The following is a 21,163-nucleotide window of genomic DNA, read 5'->3' on the forward strand; positions in this document are numbered from 1 at the left end:
CCTCCGGACGATCAACAGCACTTTCGCCATTCTTATGCGCTTATCATTCATTTTGAAGAAACCCAATCTAATCTTTCTGTGAGTGGGCAGCCGGAGGGTTCAATCTCCCTAACGCCTTCACGAGTTCTCCCCAGAAGACACCTTCATCGGGACCCGATTTTCGATACTGGGCCGACAGGGCGGCAAAATCGACAACGGGACGATCCAGAAGATCTTCCTCATGACGATTGTTGATCGTCATCGCAATTCCCAGACGGGTTATCGCTGCTCTTTCTTTCTGGTAGACGAGGAGATATTTCTTCCGGGTGGAAGCGTCCGACAGACCTTCCGTCCTTGAAAGCAAATTCCAGCGGATGGACAGGATCCTGTCGGCAAAGAAAACGGCGCTGGAAAGATCCACTTTTATTGAGGGGATTTCAACAACATTCCTTTCCATAAGCCCTTTTTTCTGACTGGAAGACAATATCCCCTGAAGAGACTTCATCGACGATAGAAAAATTCTCCCTTCTTCACCTTCGATTGCCCCGATCTGTTCATTGAGACGCTCAAGCGCTGCCACATCCACAGAAGTCGTTACCACCTGGGCCTCGAATCGCTGGATCAAAGACAGATCCAGTGCATCCTTTTCAATAAGGCTGTCTCTCGCATGAACAAGAAGACGCACGATCCTCTTCTTCTGGGAGTCCGTCAGGGGAGGGGCGTCAAGACGAAAATACCGTTTTGCATGTTCTTTCAGGATGCAGAGGAATCGATTTCCGGGCGTCACGGTCATCGGATTTTCCCGTTCCCCTCCCTGGACACCCACAAAGCCGCGGGTCTGAAAGGGAACCACCCACCGCGATAGAGAAGAAGCTTCATCCCATGTCATGGGAGAGTCTGCCCATGACGAGCCTGTCAATATCATCGAAGAAAAAAAGACAAACCCGAAAGAAAAAAGAACTGCAAACTTCCTCATCTTTAATTTCTCCTTCACAAGTATAGATGAACTAAAAAAACTAAAAAGATAATCATAATCCCTTTTTAAATAGACGATCACCATCTTTACTTTGAAAAGCCCATCTCTTATAGTATGGTCGTTTTCATAAATCATCTCTTTTTATTTTTGATTTCAACAAAAATCATAATCTCCAGTAATAGGAATCCCCTTTTTCAGAAGAAAAGTCAAAAAGTCTTCCTTATGACAAAAAGACTCAAGCTCCGGGGAAGCCAATCAGAAAGATCATCAATTAGTGATGTATGTTTGAAAGGATTAAAACGAGAGATTAGCTGAAAATACCCACCAACCAGGAAAGAACCAAACAAATGAAAACGACCATAGCCCAATACCTGTCCCGAGCGGTTTTTCTTTTGTCACTGGCACTCCTACAAAGCTGTGGGGGTTCAGGCGGCGGTGGATCCTCCTCTCCTCCAGGCATTCTGTTCTATGCCTTGACGGAAGATTCAAGCGGTAATGGCTCTATCGTCGAAAATGCCATCTCCCCATCGGGACAGCTCTATTCATTGGCACCCTCCCCCATCTCGACAGGGGGAACAAACCCCGTGGTCTTTCTCCTCGATCCCAATGCCTCTCTCGCCTTTGCCTTAAACAGCAATTCGTCACCCAGTTCCTTCCAGAACGGTTTAATCGAATCCTACAACACCTCGACCGCCCAGTCGACAACAGGAATTACATCAACTTCCTATACCCGGACGGGCACCAACCCCACCAGCATGGCCGTTGATCCTGGAGGGAACTATCTGGTCGTTGCCAACCATGGAAGTGGAACAACAAATAGTTCAACTGGCGATGTCGAGATTTTCGGGATCGGATCAAATGGCGCTCTTTCCGGACCGACAATTCTATCATCACTACCACAAAACTCTTGTCCGAACCCCGATAAAATCGTCTTCCCTCCATCGGGATCAAACGGCACCACCTCCGATACGTTTTATGTCGTCTGCTCATCTCCGGAGTTGATCTCAAGCAGTCCTCCTACCCCAGCGCTTTACAGATGCCAGATTTCAGGGAGTTGTTCTACCAATCTTCTTTCATCCTTCCCCAATAGTAACGCCATCTCCAACATGGAGTTTGCCTCCAATGGAACAGCCTTTCTTCCAGGCGAAACCTACTCTTCTTCTTCTTCTTCTTACAATGCCTTTCTCATTACCTGTAATGGAACACCCCTGAGCTCTTGCACCAGCCCCACTCCTATATCATCAGCAACAGACACCGCCCCTGCCGGAGATTTTGCTATCTATAACGGATCCCCCCCGACGGCTTTTATCGGCAACTATAGTACCAGCGTCAGCGGTACTAGCACCGTACTCACCAACCCAGGGGTTTTCTTCTCCTGTGCAGCTAGTTCTTGCTCTAACCTCTCCTATCCCTCTTCTTCTGGCGACCCAACCTATCTTGCCACAGGCCCCGGACAAGCCAATCTTTATATCGTTTCCACGCCGGATCCTCTTCCAACAGATACTTCGAATATTTCAAACTCACCTTCCGGCTCCATTTACTACTGCTCTCTTCCAACAGCTTCAGCTTGCACTCAAACAGGAACAACCTCAAATTACCCCGTTGGCATCACGTTCGACCCGTCGGGGAAATTTGCCTTTGTTCCCACATGGTCCGGTACGATCTCGATCTTTCAGGTGGGATCAAACGGCGCGCTGACGCCTGCAGCAAGCCCCGTTGTCACAACAGGCAATCTGAACCTTCAGGTGGTCGTTCCGTAGAAGACCTCAGAAGCGAAGCTGGACAGGACCTTTCCAGAGTCCTATGAAAATGGCAGGTTAATGAAGAAAAATCCCAGGATCTTCTAGGACAGAAGATCCCGGGAGAGATTCTGGCAGGACTCTTTCATGTGATGGATAATCTGGAGCATCTTTTCTTCCGGCTCGCCGTAAGGATCCGGGATATCGATATTCGACTCATGGGACCAGGCACCAAGGAAAACCGTCTTGACAAGAGCCGATGAGTCAAAATCCGATAACTCCCGATGATTTCCCCCATCCATGATCACCACAAGATCCGCCCAAGAAAGATCTTCTTCATTCACAAGAGACGACCTGTGACCTGACAGGTCGACCCCTTCTTTCTTCGCAAGACGGGCATACTCCCGGGGAGACTGCCTCAAGATTCTCGGAATAAACCCCGACGAACGAACCGCAAACCGGTCAGAAGGAAGAAGCTCCTTCAGACATGACTCCACAAGGGGACTCCTGCAGATATTTCCATGGCATAGAACCAGGATATTCAGAGGTGTCCGGGATTTGCCAATCGACCTGAGCCGTTCCAGCGATTCCCGGCGAACGCCTTCATCCCTCGATTTTCCCGAGCGTTTCAGAAAACGCTTTCTCGCCATCCGAACGACCGTCGAACCCGTTCTTCCAAGCGTCCTCCCCATTTCAGAAAGAGTCGGAACCGGATCCGAGAGGAATAGATGATCCCAATGATCCTTCCCGGTCAGAAACCGGGAATACTCCAGAATCGTTTTTCCAAGAGGCTGGGTCTTTGTATAGGGATCATTCTTGTCCGCCAGAAGATTTCTCTTGAACCAGGCAAATTCCATGCTGAATCGCCGCGAATACACTCCCGCCCGATAAGGAGTCTGGGTCACTGGCTCACCCGAATAGGCCCGGACCAAGGAGAGCGGGAAGTCCACTCCGGATCGATAGGATAACGGAAGAGATCCCCAGAAACGGCCATTGACCTCCATCAGAGAATAGGCTGCCCCATCCATCTTGTATTCCACCATGGCAACGCCCGTCCAGCTGGCCGCCTTCACAAGGCGCCTGGCCGACTCAAAAAGGGCCGGAGGAGGCTCGATCGACACCCGATAGGTCCCTCCCCCTCCCGTGAGGGGATATTCGTGCATCCTGCGATGGGCAAAAAACAGGAGAATATCCCCATCCCGGCACAAAAGTTCGATCCCAACGCCGTCTCCCGGCTCATAACCCTGAATCAGAACATCCCCATAGACGGCCCAATCGGTCACCGCCTCGAACAACTCTTCCGGGTTTCTGACCAGACGGGCATCGAGATCGAAGCCGACATCTCCCATCCAGACCTTTGACTGTGATGTTTTCACATAATAGGGGAAAGAGACAAAATCCTCCGGATTCCATTTTCCGTCCTGAACAATCACTGTCTTCGGGACCGGAACTCCGCATTCGATCGCCAGCTGAAGGGTCTTCACCTTGTCGAAAAACAAGGAAAAAGTCTCATCCGGAGGAAGAATGACCCCCGGAAGAGGTCTCTCCTTTGCGATTTCACGAATGGGGTAGATCGTCAGATCCGACGCCGGAATCACATAATCAAAAGCTTCAGGACTCCAGATGTTCAGAAACCAGTCCTGAAACGCGCTTTTTTTCTTAAGGGGATCGGGATAGACAGAACGACCATGCAAATAACGGGAACGAAAAGCAAATGCATCCGGGGATTCTCCCGCCAAAGAGACTTTGTATCCCGCACGACCCAGACTCTGGACAATCGTAGTGGCAGCATTGCACGATGCATCGAGTACCAGAACCTTTTTTTGACCCGTCATAGATTCCCCTCGGAGATTGCCGTTTAAAAGCTCATTAAATTGAACGTTTCCACTCTATTTCAGGGTCAACGGATCGACAATCACTGGGCCAGGAAAACACTCAGACCTGGGCAGTGAACAGCATGACCCCGGCACATTTCCATCGTATTTTAGCCATTTGAACACATTCGTTCGGACCCATCAGAGATTATGCACAAACAGTTACTCATCATAATGAAGCGATTGCCAAAAAGAAACGCCCGAAAAACCCTCCAGTCCCCGGACACCCATTATCCCGGCAACAAATCATGGTACAGGCGGCGAAGATCCTCACGGCTTTTCTCATAAGAAAATGTTTCCAGAATCCGTTCACGTCCTCGTCTTCCCATCTGACGCCGGAGATCCGGATTCCGGGCAAGGGTCAGCATGGCCTTCGCCATTTCTTCCGGATTTCCGGAAGGAACCAGAAGTCCCGTCTCCCCCTCTTTTACACATTCCGGATTTCCCCCGACACGGGTGGCAATCACAGGTAACCCCGCTGCCATCGCCTCAAGAATCGCATTCGAAAAACTCTCTGTTTTCGAACTCAAGAGAAAGACGTCGAAGGCCGGCAATATTCGCTCCACATCCGGACGGACTCCCAAGAATCGGACGGAATCCCCGAGAGAAAGTCGCTTGGCCTCCCCTTCAAGGAACCCCCTTTCCGGCCCGTCTCCAACTTGAAGAAAAAGAGCTTCCGGAAGAACATCCTTGACACGCCGAAAAGCCAAAAGCGCCACCTCGACAGCCTTGACTTTCCGGTGGCCGGCCACGATCCCGAATACGCATCGATCATCATCAATCCCAAGCGCTTTCCGGAGAGGGGTTCTGTCATCAGGTGGAGAGAATCGTTCCCCATCCATTCCGTTGTAAACCAGAACCATTTTATGACGGGGAATGTTCTCAATAGAGACCGCCGCATCAAGGGCCGCCTGGGAATTAGCCATGATCCTGTCGGCAAGTCGATTGATGACTTTCGTCTCAAATGAAGCGAGACGATCAGAACCCCTCATCCCGAAGTCGCCCATATCTCGCCTTGAAGTAATCACTCTGGTTCCGCAGATTTTTCCGGCAAGGGCCCCAAGAATATTAGGATTGGTCTGGAATGCGTGGACGATATCGATACGGTGATGGCGAATATAGCGAACGACCTTCCATAAAGCATGAAGGCCATCAGAACCATATAATTTTGAAAAGGGAGTGATTAGAACAGGAACTCCGATCCGGATCAGACCAGACTCGAAGACATCCCCACCCCGGAACGAGCAGACATGCGGAGTGACACCGAACGAAGGAGCAAACCGAGCCATTTCGGCCACATAACGCTGACTTCCCCCTGGTCCAAGATTGTCTATGACAAACAATACGGATGCCATAAGCTCCTTCCAATGCAAACAGCATTCTTTCAGGGCTTCTAGAGAGTTTCAAAAAATAACTAATAATCACCCAAGAGGGGGGAATTTCCATACGAGGCCACATCCATTACCCAAGCAACCCAATTCTAGAATGATGATCCAAGTCAAAAAAGAATTCAAACCCAAAAATAATCATTTTTTTTTATTACCCAATAAAACATATGATCAAAAACAATCTGTCAACATTGCGGACAACTGTCAGGTTATTTTACACAACAATAAGGGCATGCCACCAAAAAAATTTCCACAAGTAGTAATATAAAAAAGAAAAAAATTTAGGCATACCTTTTGCTTAACCTTCACCGAAAGCAATTCTTAATATTTTCTGAAATTGTTCTTCCCTCATACTTGATCGACTAACTTATCTGGACATCAACCCTATAAGGAGACCATTCGTGGAACTTTTCAGCAAAAGAACTTCCCATAAAATGAACTCGCTCTTCTCCATTGCCATTGCGGGAGCGATTCTCTCTTCCCCCGTCATTGCACAAGCGACCATTATTGACTGGAGCAACCAGACACTGGGACAAATCGACGCCTATAATACCGTAACCCAAACAAACACAGTCGTCGATGCCAACGCAAACACCCCGGACAGCCTGATATTTGCAAACAACGGCAACAGCATCATCTATACCTCCAATCCAAACAGTGGATCCAATCTGTATATCTACAACATCCAGAACAAAACCAATAATATTCTTGCTTCAGGGACTGCTCTCGGCAATTCGACCTCTCTCCGGGATCTCTCCTTGACCCCAAGCGGGAATTCCGTTCTCGTTTCATCAACATCTGGCGGGGAAGTCTACAAAGTCAATCTAACGACTCAGGCAGTCACCCTTTTAACCACCGGAACCAGACCTCAGGGCATCGTATTTACACCCTCCGGGAACCTGTTTCTAAATCTTGGCTCAGGAATCGATCAAATCAATTACCCATCCGGAACAGTCGCCAACACGAACACCAACTACGGCTCCCTTGACGGTCTGACCTACGACCCGACCACTGGATATCTGTATGCCACCACTGGCATCAAAGGAACAAATCCCAGCAATACAATTATACAGATCAATCCAACCACTCTGGCCGAATCACTGATCACTATCTCCGGTAGCAATGTTCCAACGAGCCTTCACCTCGACGGAATCGAAGCCACTTCAAATGGCAACCTCATTATCGCAAACTACGATAACAGCCTACTAGAATATTTCACTGCCACAAATACAGCCACCACACTGGCCGCGACTCCCGGAATAGACGATGTTGCACCACTGGTCGGAGGCGGATCCGCCGATCCTTCAGCCACCCCGGAACCCGGCACATTTGCCCTTTTCGGAACAGGCATTCTCGTAATGGCACTGTTTTCCCTCTATTCCCGCAGAAAAGCCGAATCCTGTTAGCCATATTCATTACAAAAAAATCTCTTTCCGGATCCCTGTGCTAGTTCAGGGATCCGGTTTTTTCGGGTTAAACGCTGCATGGCAAACGAATCCCTTCCCGGATGATTAATCTGTCCATCTTTTCCTTCCACTGCCTCGCACCACCGATAAAGAGCCCTTAATTCAAAATCAATATCATGATTGACAGTTTCTTTCGAAAAAGACAGACTGTAAAAAAGATTGACAGGAGGCAAAGTCGATGAAAACAGATGTACTTGTCGTTGGGGCGGGCTTTTCCGGAAGCGTCGTTTCACGGCAACTTGCAGATTCCGGGAAAACGGTCGTCATCATCGATAAAAGGTCCCATATTGCAGGAAATGCCTACGACACCAACGATAAACATGGCATATTGGTCCATACTTATGGTCCCCATATTTTCCACACCAACTCCCAGGAAGTCTTTAGCTATCTTTCGGCCTTCACCAAATGGCGACCTTACGAACACCGGGTTCTTGCAAGCATCGACGGCCAGCTTCTTCCCATTCCCATCAACATCGACACCGTCAACCGACTCTATGGCCTGAACCTCGATGAAGAAGGACTGAAGTCCTACTTCGAATCCGTTCGTGATCCAAGGGACCCGATCAAAACCAGCGAAGACGCCATTGTCAACATTGTCGGATGGGATCTCTATAAAAAATTTTACAAGGGTTATACAAACAAACAATGGGGACTCGATCCCTCCGAGCTTTTTGCAAGTGTTGCGGCCCGGGTGCCAGTCCGGACCAACCATGACGATCGATATTTTACAGACACCCATCAGGCAATGCCGCTTGACGGCTATACCGAAATGTTTTCAAGGATGCTTGATCATCCGGGGATCACCATTCGACTCGGAGTCGAGTACCAGAAAATTCGCCAGGAATACTCGCCAAAACACCTCGTCTATACCGGCCCCATCGATGAATACTTCGATTTTTGCTTTGGCAAGCTCCCTTACAGAAGCCTTTTTTTTGAACACGAACACCTTCCAACGGTTCAAAAATTCCAGCAGGTGGGAACGGTCAACTACCCGAACGAGCATGAATACACCCGAATCACCGAATTCAAGCACCTCACGGGGCAGGAGCATTCCGGGACATCGATCGTCAGGGAGTACCCGAAAGCCGAAGGAGATCCCTATTACCCGATCCCTCGTCCTGAAAATGACGAGCTTTTCAAGCGCTACCAAAAGTTGGCCGAAAAAGAAAAGGGAGTCACATTCGTCGGACGACTTGCCCAGTATCGCTATTACAATATGGATCAGGTCGTCGGTGCGGCTCTTTCCGCATCAAAATCGATCCTCGATGAAATATGACCGTGGCGAACTGTTCGGAAAACATTCCCATCAATACGGAGATGAAAGTTCAAACACATGAAACACCCAAGACAATCGACTAAGAAAAACCGATGAGCCTACACAAAGAACGGGCAAAGGAAACCATCGCCGCGGTTGTGGTCACCTATAACCGAAAAGAGCTTTTGATCGAGTGCCTTGATGCACTTCTTGGTCAAGATCCCCCGATTGATGCCATTATTCTGGTCGACAACCAATCCATGACGGATACACCTCTTCTTCTGAAGGAAAAAGGGTTTCTGAAAGAACTTCCTCCGGGAGAAAACACCGGGACATGGGAGTCTACAACCTGCCACCCGGATTTTCCGACCATCCCCATCACCACCATCAGACTTCCAGAAAACACAGGAGGTGCGGGGGGATTTCATGAGGGAGTCAAAAAAGCCTTTGAGGCAGGATTCGACTGGTTATGGCTGATGGATGACGACGTCGAGCCCCAAAAAAACTGCCTTGGTGAACAGATGAAGTTCAAATCCCTTTCAAAATGTATCCATCCCAGGAAAATATTTCCTGACGGGACCCCACTCGAATGGGAGGGATACGTTAGCCTCGTCACCGGGCAGAGGGTCTTCCTTCAGGATATCTCCTTCAAAAAAGGGGCTGAGTACTGCGAGACAAACACAGGCTGTTTTGAGGGCATGCTCGTTCATCGGGACATTGTTTCTAAAATCGGCTTTCCGGACAAACGCTTTTTTATCGCAGGAGACGACTCGACCTACGGCTTTCTCGCCCATCTTCATACCAAGGTCCTTTATGCAAGAGATCCCATATTCCTGAAGAAAATTGGCAACAACGGACAGCCGATCACCGATAGAAGCATTTACTACGGAATGAGAAATACCTTTCTAAGGATCCGGACAATGAACGAACATGTCAAAAAACATCGCCTCATCCGAAACATGTTCATTCTTGTAAAGGCATCGGATTACTTCCTGAACATCCTGATGAGCCGAAATCCGAAGGTCCCGCCACTCAAAATTCTCTTTAGGGCCTTTAAAGACGGTTTTTCTGGGCAATACGGGAAAGGGTTCTGATGACTATTCGATTTAAAACCAAACATTTTGAGGAGAATTTATGAATACCATCAAAAAAAACATCATCTTCGTGATAGCACTTTTGTTCATTGCCAGAACCTTTCTTTTTCCTGGGATTTCGATAGCAGAACAGGATTCTGGAAACCACGGCGACTACACCATCGGAGTCGGGGACAGCCTCTCCATTCTTGTCTGGGATCAGGCCAATCTCAACCAGGAGATTACAGTCCTCCCTGATGGAAACATCACATTTCCTCTGATCGGAAACGTCAAGGCGGCCGGAACAACCAGCAAAACACTCGCCAGAAAAATATCCAACCGTCTAAACACCATCTTCCGGAAAAAACCAACGGTTACAGTCATTGTCAGATCCATTGGGAATGACTTTTTCTATATCATGGGGGCAGTCGCACATGCAGGAACCATCCCCTACACCCACCGGACAAGGCTCCTTCAGGCCATTATTCTGGCCGGAGGTACGGTTGTCGGGGCCAAAACGGATTCCATCCTCCTCATACGAAACAACCACACCCGCACTGTTTCCATCGAAGATCTCCAAAAAGGGGAACATCTGGAGAAAAATATCGAGATCAAACCACAAGACGTCATTATCGTGCCCATGAGCACCGACCAGATCTATATCATGGGTGAAAGCAACGCTCCGGGTCCCTATTTCTATACCAAGGGTCTGACGGTACTGCAGGCCCTCCTGAATGCTCACGGATTCTCCCAGTTCGCTTCAACCGGGTCAGTCAGAATCATCCGTCAGGAAAAAGATGGCAGCAAAAAGATCATCCATATCGACATCGATCATATCGAGAATGAAAAGAAGACAGAGCAAAAAGAATATCTCAAACCTGGCGATCTGATCTATATTCCCCAGCGGATGTTCTGATGAAAAAAGTTCTTCCGTTTTTTGGACTCTTCATCATTCTCTTGCTATCCCGGACCGTCTGGGGGGATCCGCTCTATCCCGGACTTGCCGGACCAACCGCTCCGGCAAGTCCGGCTCTCATGCCACAGAGCCCTGCATATCCCCAGATCAATCCGTCCGGACCTTCTCTCAACCCTTCACTGGCTCCAGGTCAGTCTGCTGGACCTTCTCAAGGGACAGGCCAAAACGGAAACAATACGCAGCCACAACCGACATCTCCAAGTGAAGCACCGACATTCATGAACAACAGCATGCCAAATTCGGTCAATCCACTGAACCCGACCGCAACCTCCCCTGGAACTTTTTCGAGCCCGCTCATCAACAATTACATCCTGAACGGAGTTCCGGCCATGGCTGCCCCACTAATGGCAACGGTCTATCAGCCTTTCGGGCTCACCATGTTCCAGCCTAACCCCTACCAGGTGACACCACAAGGAACGATTTCTCTCACTGGAACAGCTGAATACGATACGAACATGACATTCTCCCCCAATCAACCAACTCCCGGAGAGGCCTACAGCATCAGTCCTGCCATCGCCTATTCGAACTTTGACGACTATGGGTATGCAAGTCTTCTGGGGAGTGCATCCTATTACCAGTACGATGCAGGATCGAACATTTCCCCTTATGTGAATGAGATGGGTGGAGTGTCCGCAGGAACATATCTTGGGAACAGGGTCTTCGTCGGAGTTGAGGACTTTGTCAATCGTGGAGATACCCCCCAGAACATTGGATCTCCCCTTGAATTTTTGAACGGCGTGCAACCGTACCTTGAGAACACCGCCGGAGCCGAAGTCGGAATCGCCATTACGCCCCGAATCACCTTTGTCGAGACAGCGAATGACTTCTATTTTGATGCCACAGCCTTTGGGGCCGGGATCGACAATATCCAGTCTCTTATGCAGACATTGAATTTCAACGAGGGACGAACCTACCTTTCGGCGACCTATATGTATTCACAAGGATCCTTCTCTCTTTTTCCAGGATTTATCTCGAACGGGGGCATGGGGTCAGCAAACAGGGTTCTCTCCAGACAAACCTCTATTGGTGTTGGAGGGAGCTATATCTATTATGAATATCAGGGAGACCCGCTAGCCAATTTTACGATGTTTTCCGAGTACGGCATGATCAACCACCAGTTCACCAAACGACTGTCCGGATCCATCGAGGGTGGCTGGAACGGAGTAACGTTTGAGCAGGGACAAACATATCAGTCCCCCATGATCGACCTCGGACTGACTTACTCGATGCCGAACATGTCGATCGGAATCAACCTCGGGGAATACATGGAAAACCAGACCAACTACGGCATCGAAATGGGTCCGGAAAAAATCAAAAGTGCTCTGGGATTCCTGAACCGTCAGCTAGGAGCCAAGACCTCCCTCACATCAATGATCGGATACACTCAGTACACTTTCTTAAATGCCCCGGTCTACTCGAACAACTTCTTCCAGACCCTTCAGCCGACACAAAGTTATACTGGAACAGACATTATCCAGACCGACATGATCACATGGAAAACCAGACCATGGCTCACGACCGGTATCATGTATAACCTGATCGACTTCTCTTCCAATATCCAGTCGACAAACGTCATCGATAACCAGTTTATCGCATTTGTTTCAATGTATTATTCCTTTGAATAGGATCACATCTCGAATGACCAGGCTGCACTTGACCACTGTTATTCATGATTTTCGGGAGAACGAATGAATACACTTGATGCCAAAACACTTTTTTTTCTGGCATTGCTCAGCGTCAGGAAACACAAGCTTCTCGCCTTCGTTACCTTTTTTGTCCTCTTCATCCCATTCGTTGTGGCCGGATTGAGCAAAAAACCCATCTATGTTGCCAAAGCGACCGTATACCTTAAGCCCAACAATTATTCCACTTCGGCCATCGGTAATCGCGTCCACCCACCCAGAAGTTTCGGCATCCAGATCGCCATTTTGAAAAGCCAGTACCTTGCTCAAAAAGTGGTCCAGGCTCTTCCTGACTCCACCCTCAGGGATCTTGAATCCGACTCCCAATACACAAATTATCAGATGAAGATAACAAACATGATCCGAAAAATGATGGGAAAGGAACCCATCGTCATCAACCCCATGCAAAAAGCCGCCATGGAGCTTCGAAACGCCCGGATGGACTTCAAGGGTGGAGCCGGCAGCATACTCCGCATCGAGGGAGAGTCCGGGAACCCAAAAGTTGCCAGAGATCTGGTCAATGCCTATATCGACACCTTCAAGGATATTTCTAGCCACTTCGCACTGGAACAGCAAGCCGACCTCGACAAGAGCCTTTCTCTCCAGATCATGAACGCCCAGAGCCTTCTCAAAAAGAGTGAAGAAGAGCTTCTGACTTTTGAGAACAGCGTGCGATCAAAAGGTGGAAAAAAGGGACCAGTCGATGTTTCAGACTATCTCTCTCAAGAGTCGGGACTCCTCAACTCCCTCAGGATGAAGAGATCCCAGCTACTTCTCTCTGAAACCGAATCCCATCCTGACGTAGTCGCTGTCAATCAGGAAATAAGCGGTATCAAAAAAGAAATTTCAAAACTTAGAAGCATGGTGGGCCCCTCCTCTTCGGCGCCGAGTGTCAGTAGCGCCGCATGGGAAACATTTCTCGAATCCAACGTCAAGATGAACAGGGATCTCCGAGCCGAACTGGAAGAAGAAAGAAGCTCGGTCCGAATCATCTCCGACTCTAATCTTGAAAACATGATTATCATCGATCCTCCAACCATTCCGATGACTCCGCTGATGACAAAGGGATTCCGTGTAATCATCCTGGGATTCATCGCGGCTATCGGCGGATCTGTAGGGCTCCCCTTTCTATTGATGTTCTTCAGGAAACCGATTCAGGGAGAAGACAACCTCAAAATTCTGACCGGATACCAGAACCTCGCCAACATCCCCAGAATCCAGAGACGCCATATTCCCGAAATCAATGGAAAAAAGGTTCTCCGGATAGACCACCCATTTGACCGGGAGGAGTTCTGGGTCTTCCAAAAGGAATTTGAATCCTTCTTTCTTCGGGTCAAACGCCTTCTCAAGATGAACAAGGGCCAGGTCCTCCTATTCACTAGCTGTGCACCGGAAGACGGAAAAAGCCTCACCGTCATGAACTTGGCCATGACCATGGCAGCCATGGGACATCGCGCCATCATTCTCGACACGGATACTGTCCGAGGCAGGGTGCAGGAAAATCTTGGGCTTCCAAATTCCTTTACCGTAGAAGATTTCCTACCCAGAAATGACGGCAGCTATTCCCGGATCGTATGGGACAATACCAACCTCGCCACGATATCGATGGGTAATGCAGGCCCGGGATTCTGGAAAAAGAATCCGGAGGCGGTCATTTCAAAATGGTTCGAGATGCTTCGCTTTCAGTGTGACTATATCCTGATCGACGCCCCCCCCCTCATGGCTTCAACCGATCTTCTCTCCCTTCCGGCCATGATAGACGGGGTTATTATCGTGGTCCGAGACAAGGTCACTGCGGAAAAAGATCTCCTGAAAGTTGAATCTCTCCTACGCGACCATCAGTTCGAAGTCATGGGCACCGTACTGAATTACTCAAAATCAACCCATATCCAGTATTATTATGGATATGAGGAAACATCCAGAAAAAAATGAACGACTGCCCTTCCCCCGATGATGCACCGGATCAAGCCGTTCCCACCCCGGGAAACAGGTGGAAACTCTCCGCTAAACCAATGTCCGGGGCAAGATGGGATAATCGCTGGGAAGAAACAGAAGATACTGGAGAGACAAGCTGGAAAAAGATCCCGGATCTCCGTCTTCGGGGATCAATCGCCATTCCGCGGGAGAACGCCCCCGGAACCGGAGTTCCTCCGATCCCCCTGACGGTCTATCTTCTTGCCATCCTTCTGGGATTCATCGCATCCTTCGATGTCTCCGTTCCCAGACCGATCATGCTTCTGGGCAGCGCCATGATTTTCATCCCCCTATTCTTTAAATCTCTCCAGTATCCTCTTCCCGCATTAATGGCCCTTATCGTTTACATTCCCTACTCCAAAGCCGTTTCAGGAAATCTTGGCGGAGCCGTCACGGGGCTGAACTTCACAACCGCTATCATGCTGCTTTGTTTCCTGTCAGCAAGCGCCGTATCAAGAAGAGATGCTCCATTGGCTGTTCTTCCGGGGGAACGGTCATTTCGACATCTGGTCGTTCTTTTCTGCATACTCGGAGCCTTCTCCGTTATTCATACCGATATCTCCTCTTCCGGATTTGGCCCTCTTTCTGCACTCGTCGACTATAAACGCTGGCTGGACCCCTTTCTCGTGTTCTTTGTTTTTTCGTATCTGCTGAAAACGGAGGAAGACGGACGTCTTCTCGTCACTCTCATGGCAATGTCCCTTGTTGTCATCGGACTCGGAACGTTCGAGGAACATCGGATCAACGGAATGGCCCACCACCTTGTCCGACTGACGGGAATCGCCCAGCAAGCGAATCAGATGGGAGCATTCTACTCAAACTATCTCATGATCATGATCGCTTTTTTCATGATGAAGGGACTTGGTCTTCGCCGAAGATTTTTCCTCTTTTTTGGATTGGGAGGATCTCTTCTTGGGCTTTTCATGACAGAATCCCGAGGAGATGCCCTTTCCATGGCCATCGCTCTCATGTTTTTCTTTTTTATCAGAAGTCGCATCCTTTTTCTGGGGATTGTCGCCCTTCTCGCCGTCGCCATCCTCAATGCCCAATATCTTCCCGGTGGCCTTGGAACAAGACTTCAGCGCACGGTCGTTCATCAGGACGCGAATAGTCTGGACCAGAGAACCACGCTCGATGCCAGCGCCAGAACGAGACTTGCACTGTGGAAAGGAGCGACCGCGATGATAGAATCCCACCCCATTTTTGGAGTAGGCTATAAGATGTTTCAAAGCAACATCTACCGATATGTTCCCAAAAATGACGAAACAGCTCATCTTTCCCTCAGAAATAGGGATGCCCACAACGCTTACCTGTTGATAGGTGCAGAAATGGGCATACCGACGCTCCTGGTCTTCATCTACCTGATCTTTTCAATGTTCCGGGTCTCTTTTTACAGTTTCTGGGTCAGTACCGACCGATTCTGGAAACTCGTCTGCCTCGGAACGGCAAGCACCGTTGTTTCTCTTGCGGTCACCAATATTTTTGGATCCCGCTTCAATAGCATGATCGTTACCGGATATTTGTGGGCGCTACTCGCTATCATCCTGAAGATCCCGATCTGGCAGATGAACAAGATCTCACAGCAAAAGACCTGACCCATTCATCGAAGAGGTAGCTCCTTAGCAATATGTTCGTTTCTGCATTCGAAAAACAGGAATAGAAGGAAAACAGATGGATCCGTCCAAACCCTCAAAAAAACAGAAAAACAATCCTGAACGCCAATTGTCCGTTTGCCATCTGTTTCCTGCACTACCCCTCCATGGAGCGGAAAATCATTTTTACTCTCTGGCAAAGCAACTTGACCCCGAAAAGACAAAAAACGCCATCTGCCTGATCTCTGCCGAAGGAGAACTGGTCAAGGACTTCAGAGCAATGGGAATCCCTGTCACACTCATCCAAAAACATGGACGGTACGACATCTCAATCATTTGGCGGCTCAGGGCCTTTCTGAAGAAAGGTGGATTCGATATTATCCACTCGAATCTCTTTACCGCCAATTTGTGGGGAAGACTCGCAGCCTTCGGACTGAAAATACCGTTTGTCGTCACGGTTCACAACATTCATTCACGACACAATCCGACACAAGCCAGAATAGAGATTTTTTTCGACCGTCTGCTGGTCCTAACAACGAGCATTCTCATCAATGTCTCAAAAGAGGTTGAATCCTCCATGCTCCGGGATGTAGGTCTTCCCCGGACCAAGCTTTGCACAATTGAAAACGGGATTGTTTTCCCGGAGCAGGGAGATCTTCCCTCAAAGCAGGAAGCAAGAAAGATGCTCGGGTTTTCCGATGACGATAATCTTCTGGTCGTTATCGGCCGTTTTGCAGCGGCCAAAAACCACATCACCTTCATCAGTTCTCTACCAGCCGTTCGGGAAAAGTTCCCAAAACTAAAAGTCCTCCTTGTCGGGAATGGTGAAAAGGAAGCGGAAATCCGGGAGACCATCACAAGATATCATCTAGGAGACACCGTTATTCTTCTTGGGCTCAGAAGAGATATCCCGACCATTCTGTCCGCCTCGGATATCCTGGTCATTCCATCAATATGGGAAGGACTCCCCATCGTAATGCTTGAAGCGATGGCCGCAGGAACTCCCGTTATCGCAACACGAGTCGGAGGGATTCCCGACGCCTTGACCGATGGATCAACAGGCATTCTCACCACTCCCGATTCTCCATCTCTGACGGATGCGATGGTCCGAGGACTCTCCAATCTTCCCCATATGGAGGAAATGGCCCGGGAAGCCCAAAAAATTGCGTCAAACCGATATAATATTAAAAGGACCGCCGCCCGATACACCGATGTCTACAGGACAATAACAAGAGAATGTCAGTTCCGTCGGGGAATCCGGGACATCATACGCACAATTGCCGGGAAAACTTTGTCTGTCGCTTCCCGCGCCGGGACTCTACGCATCCTGATGTATCACAGGATAGACGACACCATTGATCAGGATATCTTGTGCGTGACTCCATTCGCCTTCTCATTACAGATGGCCTGGCTGAAAGAAGAAGGCTATCATGTCATAGAGCTTGAGAAGGCTCTCGACCATCTCCGATCGGGAGCATTGCCGGCAAAATCGGTCGTCATCACTTTTGACGACGGATACGAGGACAATTACCGGAATGCTTATCCCATCCTTTCGGAGCTCTCTTTTCCCGCTACGATCTTTCCAGTCACCTCTTTTTCCCGAGGAGAGAGCAGTCATCCAAGATATAAAAATTATCCCTATCCAATCACATATCTCACCGCTGCCCAGATTGGTGAAATGAGCCGTAATGGCATCTCCTTCGGCTCTCATACCGACACCCATCCGCTGCTGACCAGCCTCTCTCGGGAAGCTGTCATGCAGGAAGTCTTAAAATCGAAACAAATTCTTGAAGATTGGACCGGAGCATCCGTCCATTCCTTCGCATATCCTAACGGTGCCTTCAACCCGAACTGTTTTTTATCTCTCGAAACTGCCGGCTACCGGTCTGCGCTGACCACTCTTCCGGGTCTCAATACAGACGGGACTTCCTTCTGGGAACTGAGACGAACAGAAATCAGCGGACGAGACTCCCTATTGGATTTCTCACTCAAGGTGAGAGGTGGCCTTGACTCCCTCCACAAACTCTATCAAAGCCTACGGAGGTCAAGATGACCGAACAGTCTCCATTCAGGCTACTCTATCTTCTGACCGAACCATTTGGAACTGGGGGGGTCCAGAGCGACATGAAATCGCTCGGTCCCCATTTTGTCAAGAATGGACACGAAGTTTTTATTGCCTGTCCGACAGGCGATCAACTTGAACTCCTTCAAAAAGGAGGAGTTGTCCATATCCCCTTTGATGTTCATTTCAAAACGCCCGGACAATTCCAGGAATGCAAAAAACGTTTGAGAGATCTGATTCAGACCATCCGACCGACCGTACTCGCGCCACAGTCGATACGATCCTCGTGGTTATGCCATGCAGCGGCAAAAGACCTTCCCATTCCGAGGATTACAACCATTCATAACATCCACACTCCGTTCAACAGCCTCTGGGCAGGTTTTCTCCTGAACAAGTGTTCGGATGCCGTTGTTTTCGAATCCGAACACGAACACCATAGACTGACAAAACTCGGATTGGATCCAAAAAAAACAACGGTTATTCCCAGTGGTATCGATACGACCACCTTCTACCCGATCGAAAGATCCCAGGCTTTATGGAAAAGCATTCCCGGACTTTCCGAGCATTCCGTCATTTTTGGATGTGTGGCAAGGCTATCCCCTGAAAAAGCCCATTCAGACCTCCTAAAAGCTTTTTTTGAGGTTCGAAAAGAAATCCCTGAATCCCGACTTATCCTGGTGGGGGATGGCCCACTAAAAGACAGCCTCATTCACCAGACAAAAAGTCTTGGGTTGGAACCCTTTGTTCATTTCGCGGGGCAACAGTCCGCAATCCGCGAATACGTCAGCCTGTTCGATGTTTTCGTTCTCGCCTCCACTCGAGAATCCCTCCCGAGAGCCGCAAGAGAAGCCATGGCCTGCGGGAAACCGATCATTGCAACCCGGGTGGGAGCGACTCGAGAGGTCGTCCACCATGGTAAAAGCGGTCTACTGGTTCCACCGGGGAATCCTGCCAAACTGGCCAAAGCCATGATCTCTCTTGGCTCGGACCCCAAAACCAGAGAAGACATGACCTCTCTAAGCCTTGAGCTCATACGGAAGAGATTCAGCCTTGATATATGGCTTTCTGAGAACGAAGCACTTTATAAAAAGGCCTCTTCGGGAAATCTTGCCGGATCATTGCCATGACCGGACTTCTATTTTTCGCCATTCTTGTCTTTCTCTATCCTCTTCTCATCTATCCCCCCATCATCTCTCTTCTTGCGGCTTTCTTTCCGAAACCAATCCGGAAAACCGGGCTTCACCATGCTCAAACAGTCACATTCATCATCCCCGCATTCAATGAAGAAGCGGTTGTCGAAGCCAAGATCCGCAATACCCTTTCTCTTGACTATCCCAAAGACAAGATAGAGGTTCTGATCGCATCCGACGGATCGACAGATCGAACGGTCGAAATTGCCCGGACACTCCCAGATCCAAGGATCATGATCCTTGATTTTCCCAATCGCAGGGGGAAACTTTCGGTATTGAAAGATGCCCTCTCCAGAGCCTCGGGAGAAATTGTCATCTTCTCTGACACATCGGCTATTCTCGCCAAGGACGCACTCACCCGGCTTCTGGAAAACTTCTCGGATGAAACAGTAGGGTGCGTTTCCGGACGATATATCGTTTCAAACGACATGACAAAGATCCAGGATGGAAGGAGCGCAGGGGAAAAGGGCTATTTCGAATTTGAAGTCTTCCAGAGAAGGAAGGAAAGTCTCTTTTATACCACTCTAGGGGCCCATGGCGCCTTTTATGCCATCAGACGAAGTCTTTCTCCCGATATCCCGGCAAACATCATAAATGATGATTTTGTCATTCCAATGCTAATCGTGAAATCCGGGTTTCGGACGGTCTACGAGGAAAAGGCTCTTGTCTACGAATACCATCAGACAAGTATTGATGGAGAATTCAAACGGAGAACCAGAATTTCCCATGGAAACTTTCAGCAGATAGCCTTCCTGAAGTCCATGCTCGGACTCTCTCATCCCAGAGTCTCCTTTGTATTCTGGAGCCACAAGGTTCTCAGGGCCTTTCAGCCATTACCACTTATAGTGATCCTGATCGTCCCCATCGCAATGGAAGGGCTGCTCCCAAAGCTCTTCGTCCTGATGCAGGGTTTGTTTTATCTGCTGGGGGCCGCTGCTATCTCAAGAAAAAGCCGATCCCGTCTTCTGGCCATTCCACTTTACTTCACCCTCGGAAATGCCGCCATTCTTGCCGGATTTTTCCGATTTCTCAAAAACCGGAAGTCAAACCTCCTCCAATGGGAAAAGAGCTGATGGAACACACAAAGCGCAAACGCGCGATCATCCTCATGTACCATCAGCTTATCCCGAACGATGCTCCCGGGAACTGGACTCCGAACGATCTTGCCGATCCCTATTACGGGGTCAGGGAACAGGTCTTTCGGGAACACCTCTCTCTTTTCCGGAGAACCTCACTTCCCGTGATCGATCTGGATCATTATCTCTCCGAAGAGGCTTCCAGGGAGGACCCTCCCCTATCAATCATCATCTCTTTCGACGATGGTTACCAATCGGATTTGGCCCTTGCAGGAAAAGCACTGGTAACAGCCGGATTTCCCGCCATCTTTTTCCTCTCAACCGCACGTCTCGGTGGTCATGGTATGATGACCCCGGAGCAGGCCCGTGAGCTTGCACTCCTTCCCCGTATGAGGATCGGAGCCCATGGCGCAACCCATCGGTTCCTGACCGATTTGACAGATAAGGAACTGGAAGGTGAGCTTCAGGATGCAAAACTTAAAATTCAGGAATGGAGTGGAGAAAAAAATATCTACATTTCCGCTCCTGGCGGCAGGATCAATTCCAATGCCATCAGGAAAGTCATGGAAGCCGGCTATAAAGGTCTTTTGACATCGAACCCGGGAGCCTATATAAAGGGAGGGGATCCTTTTTTCATTCCCAGATTGCCGGTTACGAACACCATGTCAGTCAAACAGCTTGAATCCCTTCTTGATCCCGATTCTTTTTCGTTTCAGGCAAATAGATGGATCCGCACAGGAAGACGCCTCGTCCGGGAATGGATTTCCTCTCCCCCTCTCTCCAGGAAGAAGCCATGATGGGAGGACTTGTGGACACCAATCATTCTGAGACGGGAACGCTCAATCGTTCAGGGCATTTTCA

General features: G+C 49.1%; 15 protein-coding genes. 12 read left to right on the top strand and 3 right to left on the bottom strand.

Going from position 1 to position 21,163, the window contains the following annotated elements; all coding sequences use genetic code 11:
* Positions 1-67: 67 nt before the first annotated feature.
* Positions 68-955, bottom strand: a complete 888-nt coding sequence (locus LFE_RS11510; RefSeq protein WP_014450394.1) for a hypothetical protein — start codon at positions 953-955, stop codon at positions 68-70.
* A 347-nt stretch (positions 956-1,302) separates the two neighbouring features.
* Here LFE_RS11510 and LFE_RS11515 point away from each other — a divergent pair, with 347 nt between their 5' ends.
* The gene (locus LFE_RS11515; protein WP_041774459.1) at positions 1,303-2,715 is read left to right on the top strand and encodes a beta-propeller fold lactonase family protein; all 1,413 of its coding nucleotides are present in this window, start codon (positions 1,303-1,305) and stop codon (positions 2,713-2,715) included.
* An 83-nt stretch (positions 2,716-2,798) separates the two neighbouring features.
* Here the strand turns inward: LFE_RS11515 and LFE_RS13320 are convergent, their stop codons facing one another.
* Positions 2,799-4,529, bottom strand: a complete 1,731-nt coding sequence (locus tag LFE_RS13320; protein WP_014450396.1) for an arsenate reductase/protein-tyrosine-phosphatase family protein — start codon at positions 4,527-4,529, stop codon at positions 2,799-2,801.
* A gap of 269 nt (positions 4,530-4,798) precedes the next feature.
* Positions 4,799-5,923 (bottom strand): glycosyltransferase, encoded by a 1,125-nt coding sequence (locus tag LFE_RS11525; RefSeq protein ID WP_014450397.1) that lies wholly within the window; start codon positions 5,921-5,923, stop codon positions 4,799-4,801.
* A gap of 434 nt (positions 5,924-6,357) precedes the next feature.
* On the opposite strand from LFE_RS11525, the gene LFE_RS11530 reads away from it, so the two are divergent.
* The 11 genes from LFE_RS11530 to LFE_RS11585 all read left to right on the top strand — a co-directional run bounded on the left by LFE_RS11530 (position 6,358) and on the right by LFE_RS11585 (position 21,099).
* The gene (locus tag LFE_RS11530) at positions 6,358-7,362 is read left to right on the top strand and encodes a PEP-CTERM sorting domain-containing protein (RefSeq protein ID WP_014450398.1); all 1,005 of its coding nucleotides are present in this window, start codon (positions 6,358-6,360) and stop codon (positions 7,360-7,362) included.
* Positions 7,363-7,600: 238 nt separating this feature from the next.
* The gene (gene glf / locus LFE_RS11540) at positions 7,601-8,698 is read left to right on the top strand and encodes a UDP-galactopyranose mutase (RefSeq protein ID WP_014450399.1); all 1,098 of its coding nucleotides are present in this window, start codon (positions 7,601-7,603) and stop codon (positions 8,696-8,698) included.
* A 92-nt stretch (positions 8,699-8,790) separates the two neighbouring features.
* Positions 8,791-9,771, top strand: coding sequence for a glycosyltransferase family 2 protein (locus LFE_RS11545; RefSeq protein ID WP_014450400.1), 981 nt, complete (start codon positions 8,791-8,793; stop codon positions 9,769-9,771).
* A 40-nt stretch (positions 9,772-9,811) separates the two neighbouring features.
* On the top strand, positions 9,812-10,666 hold the full coding sequence (locus LFE_RS11550; protein ID WP_014450401.1) for a polysaccharide biosynthesis/export family protein: 855 nt from the start codon (positions 9,812-9,814) through the stop codon (positions 10,664-10,666).
* A complete protein-coding gene (locus LFE_RS11555) occupies positions 10,666-12,351 on the top strand; it encodes a hypothetical protein (protein ID WP_014450402.1) in 1,686 nt (561 codons plus the stop codon). The genes LFE_RS11550 and LFE_RS11555 overlap by 1 nt, the downstream gene beginning before the upstream one ends.
* A gap of 63 nt (positions 12,352-12,414) precedes the next feature.
* Complete coding sequence (locus LFE_RS11560) at positions 12,415-14,340, top strand: polysaccharide biosynthesis tyrosine autokinase (protein ID WP_014450403.1); 1,926 nt, start codon at positions 12,415-12,417, stop codon at positions 14,338-14,340.
* Positions 14,337-15,977, top strand: a complete 1,641-nt coding sequence (locus LFE_RS11565) for an O-antigen ligase family protein (protein ID WP_014450404.1) — start codon at positions 14,337-14,339, stop codon at positions 15,975-15,977. Before LFE_RS11560 ends, LFE_RS11565 begins: the two co-directional genes overlap by 4 nt.
* Before the next feature lie 76 nt (positions 15,978-16,053).
* The gene (locus LFE_RS11570) at positions 16,054-18,027 is read left to right on the top strand and encodes a glycosyltransferase (protein WP_014450405.1); all 1,974 of its coding nucleotides are present in this window, start codon (positions 16,054-16,056) and stop codon (positions 18,025-18,027) included.
* Complete coding sequence (locus LFE_RS11575; protein ID WP_014450406.1) at positions 18,024-19,163, top strand: glycosyltransferase family 4 protein; 1,140 nt, start codon at positions 18,024-18,026, stop codon at positions 19,161-19,163. The genes LFE_RS11570 and LFE_RS11575 overlap by 4 nt, the downstream gene beginning before the upstream one ends.
* Positions 19,160-20,299 (top strand): glycosyltransferase family 2 protein, encoded by a 1,140-nt coding sequence (locus LFE_RS11580; RefSeq protein ID WP_014450407.1) that lies wholly within the window; start codon positions 19,160-19,162, stop codon positions 20,297-20,299. The genes LFE_RS11575 and LFE_RS11580 overlap by 4 nt, the downstream gene beginning before the upstream one ends.
* Positions 20,299-21,099 carry a polysaccharide deacetylase family protein gene (locus LFE_RS11585; protein ID WP_014450408.1) on the top strand — a complete coding sequence of 267 codons (801 nt, stop codon included), beginning with the start codon at positions 20,299-20,301 and terminating at the stop codon, positions 21,097-21,099. Before LFE_RS11580 ends, LFE_RS11585 begins: the two co-directional genes overlap by 1 nt.
* Positions 21,100-21,163 lie beyond the last annotated feature (64 nt).

The organism is Leptospirillum ferrooxidans C2-3 (genome assembly GCF_000284315.1).
Taxonomy (GTDB): Bacteria; Nitrospirota; Leptospirillia; order Leptospirillales; family Leptospirillaceae; genus Leptospirillum; species Leptospirillum ferrooxidans.

What these genes read in the sequence shown, in the direction of transcription:
- LFE_RS11510 (WP_014450394.1), bottom strand. Translation starts at nt 955, where the DNA reads ATGAGGAAGTTTGCAGTTCTTTTTTCTTTCGGGTTTGTCTTTTTTTCT.
- LFE_RS11515 (WP_041774459.1), top strand. Translation starts at nt 1,303, where the DNA reads ATGAAAACGACCATAGCCCAATACCTGTCCCGAGCGGTTTTTCTTTTG.
- LFE_RS13320 (WP_014450396.1), bottom strand. Translation starts at nt 4,529, where the DNA reads ATGACGGGTCAAAAAAAGGTTCTGGTACTCGATGCATCGTGCAATGCT.
- LFE_RS11525 (WP_014450397.1), bottom strand. Translation starts at nt 5,923, where the DNA reads ATGGCATCCGTATTGTTTGTCATAGACAATCTTGGACCAGGGGGAAGT.
- glf (WP_014450399.1), top strand. Translation starts at nt 7,601, where the DNA reads ATGAAAACAGATGTACTTGTCGTTGGGGCGGGCTTTTCCGGAAGCGTC.
- LFE_RS11545 (WP_014450400.1), top strand. Translation starts at nt 8,791, where the DNA reads ATGAGCCTACACAAAGAACGGGCAAAGGAAACCATCGCCGCGGTTGTG.
- LFE_RS11550 (WP_014450401.1), top strand. Translation starts at nt 9,812, where the DNA reads ATGAATACCATCAAAAAAAACATCATCTTCGTGATAGCACTTTTGTTC.
- LFE_RS11555 (WP_014450402.1), top strand. Translation starts at nt 10,666, where the DNA reads ATGAAAAAAGTTCTTCCGTTTTTTGGACTCTTCATCATTCTCTTGCTA.
- LFE_RS11560 (WP_014450403.1), top strand. Translation starts at nt 12,415, where the DNA reads ATGAATACACTTGATGCCAAAACACTTTTTTTTCTGGCATTGCTCAGC.
- LFE_RS11565 (WP_014450404.1), top strand. Translation starts at nt 14,337, where the DNA reads ATGAACGACTGCCCTTCCCCCGATGATGCACCGGATCAAGCCGTTCCC.
- LFE_RS11570 (WP_014450405.1), top strand. Translation starts at nt 16,054, where the DNA reads ATGGATCCGTCCAAACCCTCAAAAAAACAGAAAAACAATCCTGAACGC.
- LFE_RS11575 (WP_014450406.1), top strand. Translation starts at nt 18,024, where the DNA reads ATGACCGAACAGTCTCCATTCAGGCTACTCTATCTTCTGACCGAACCA.
- LFE_RS11580 (WP_014450407.1), top strand. Translation starts at nt 19,160, where the DNA reads ATGACCGGACTTCTATTTTTCGCCATTCTTGTCTTTCTCTATCCTCTT.
- LFE_RS11585 (WP_014450408.1), top strand. Translation starts at nt 20,299, where the DNA reads ATGGAACACACAAAGCGCAAACGCGCGATCATCCTCATGTACCATCAG.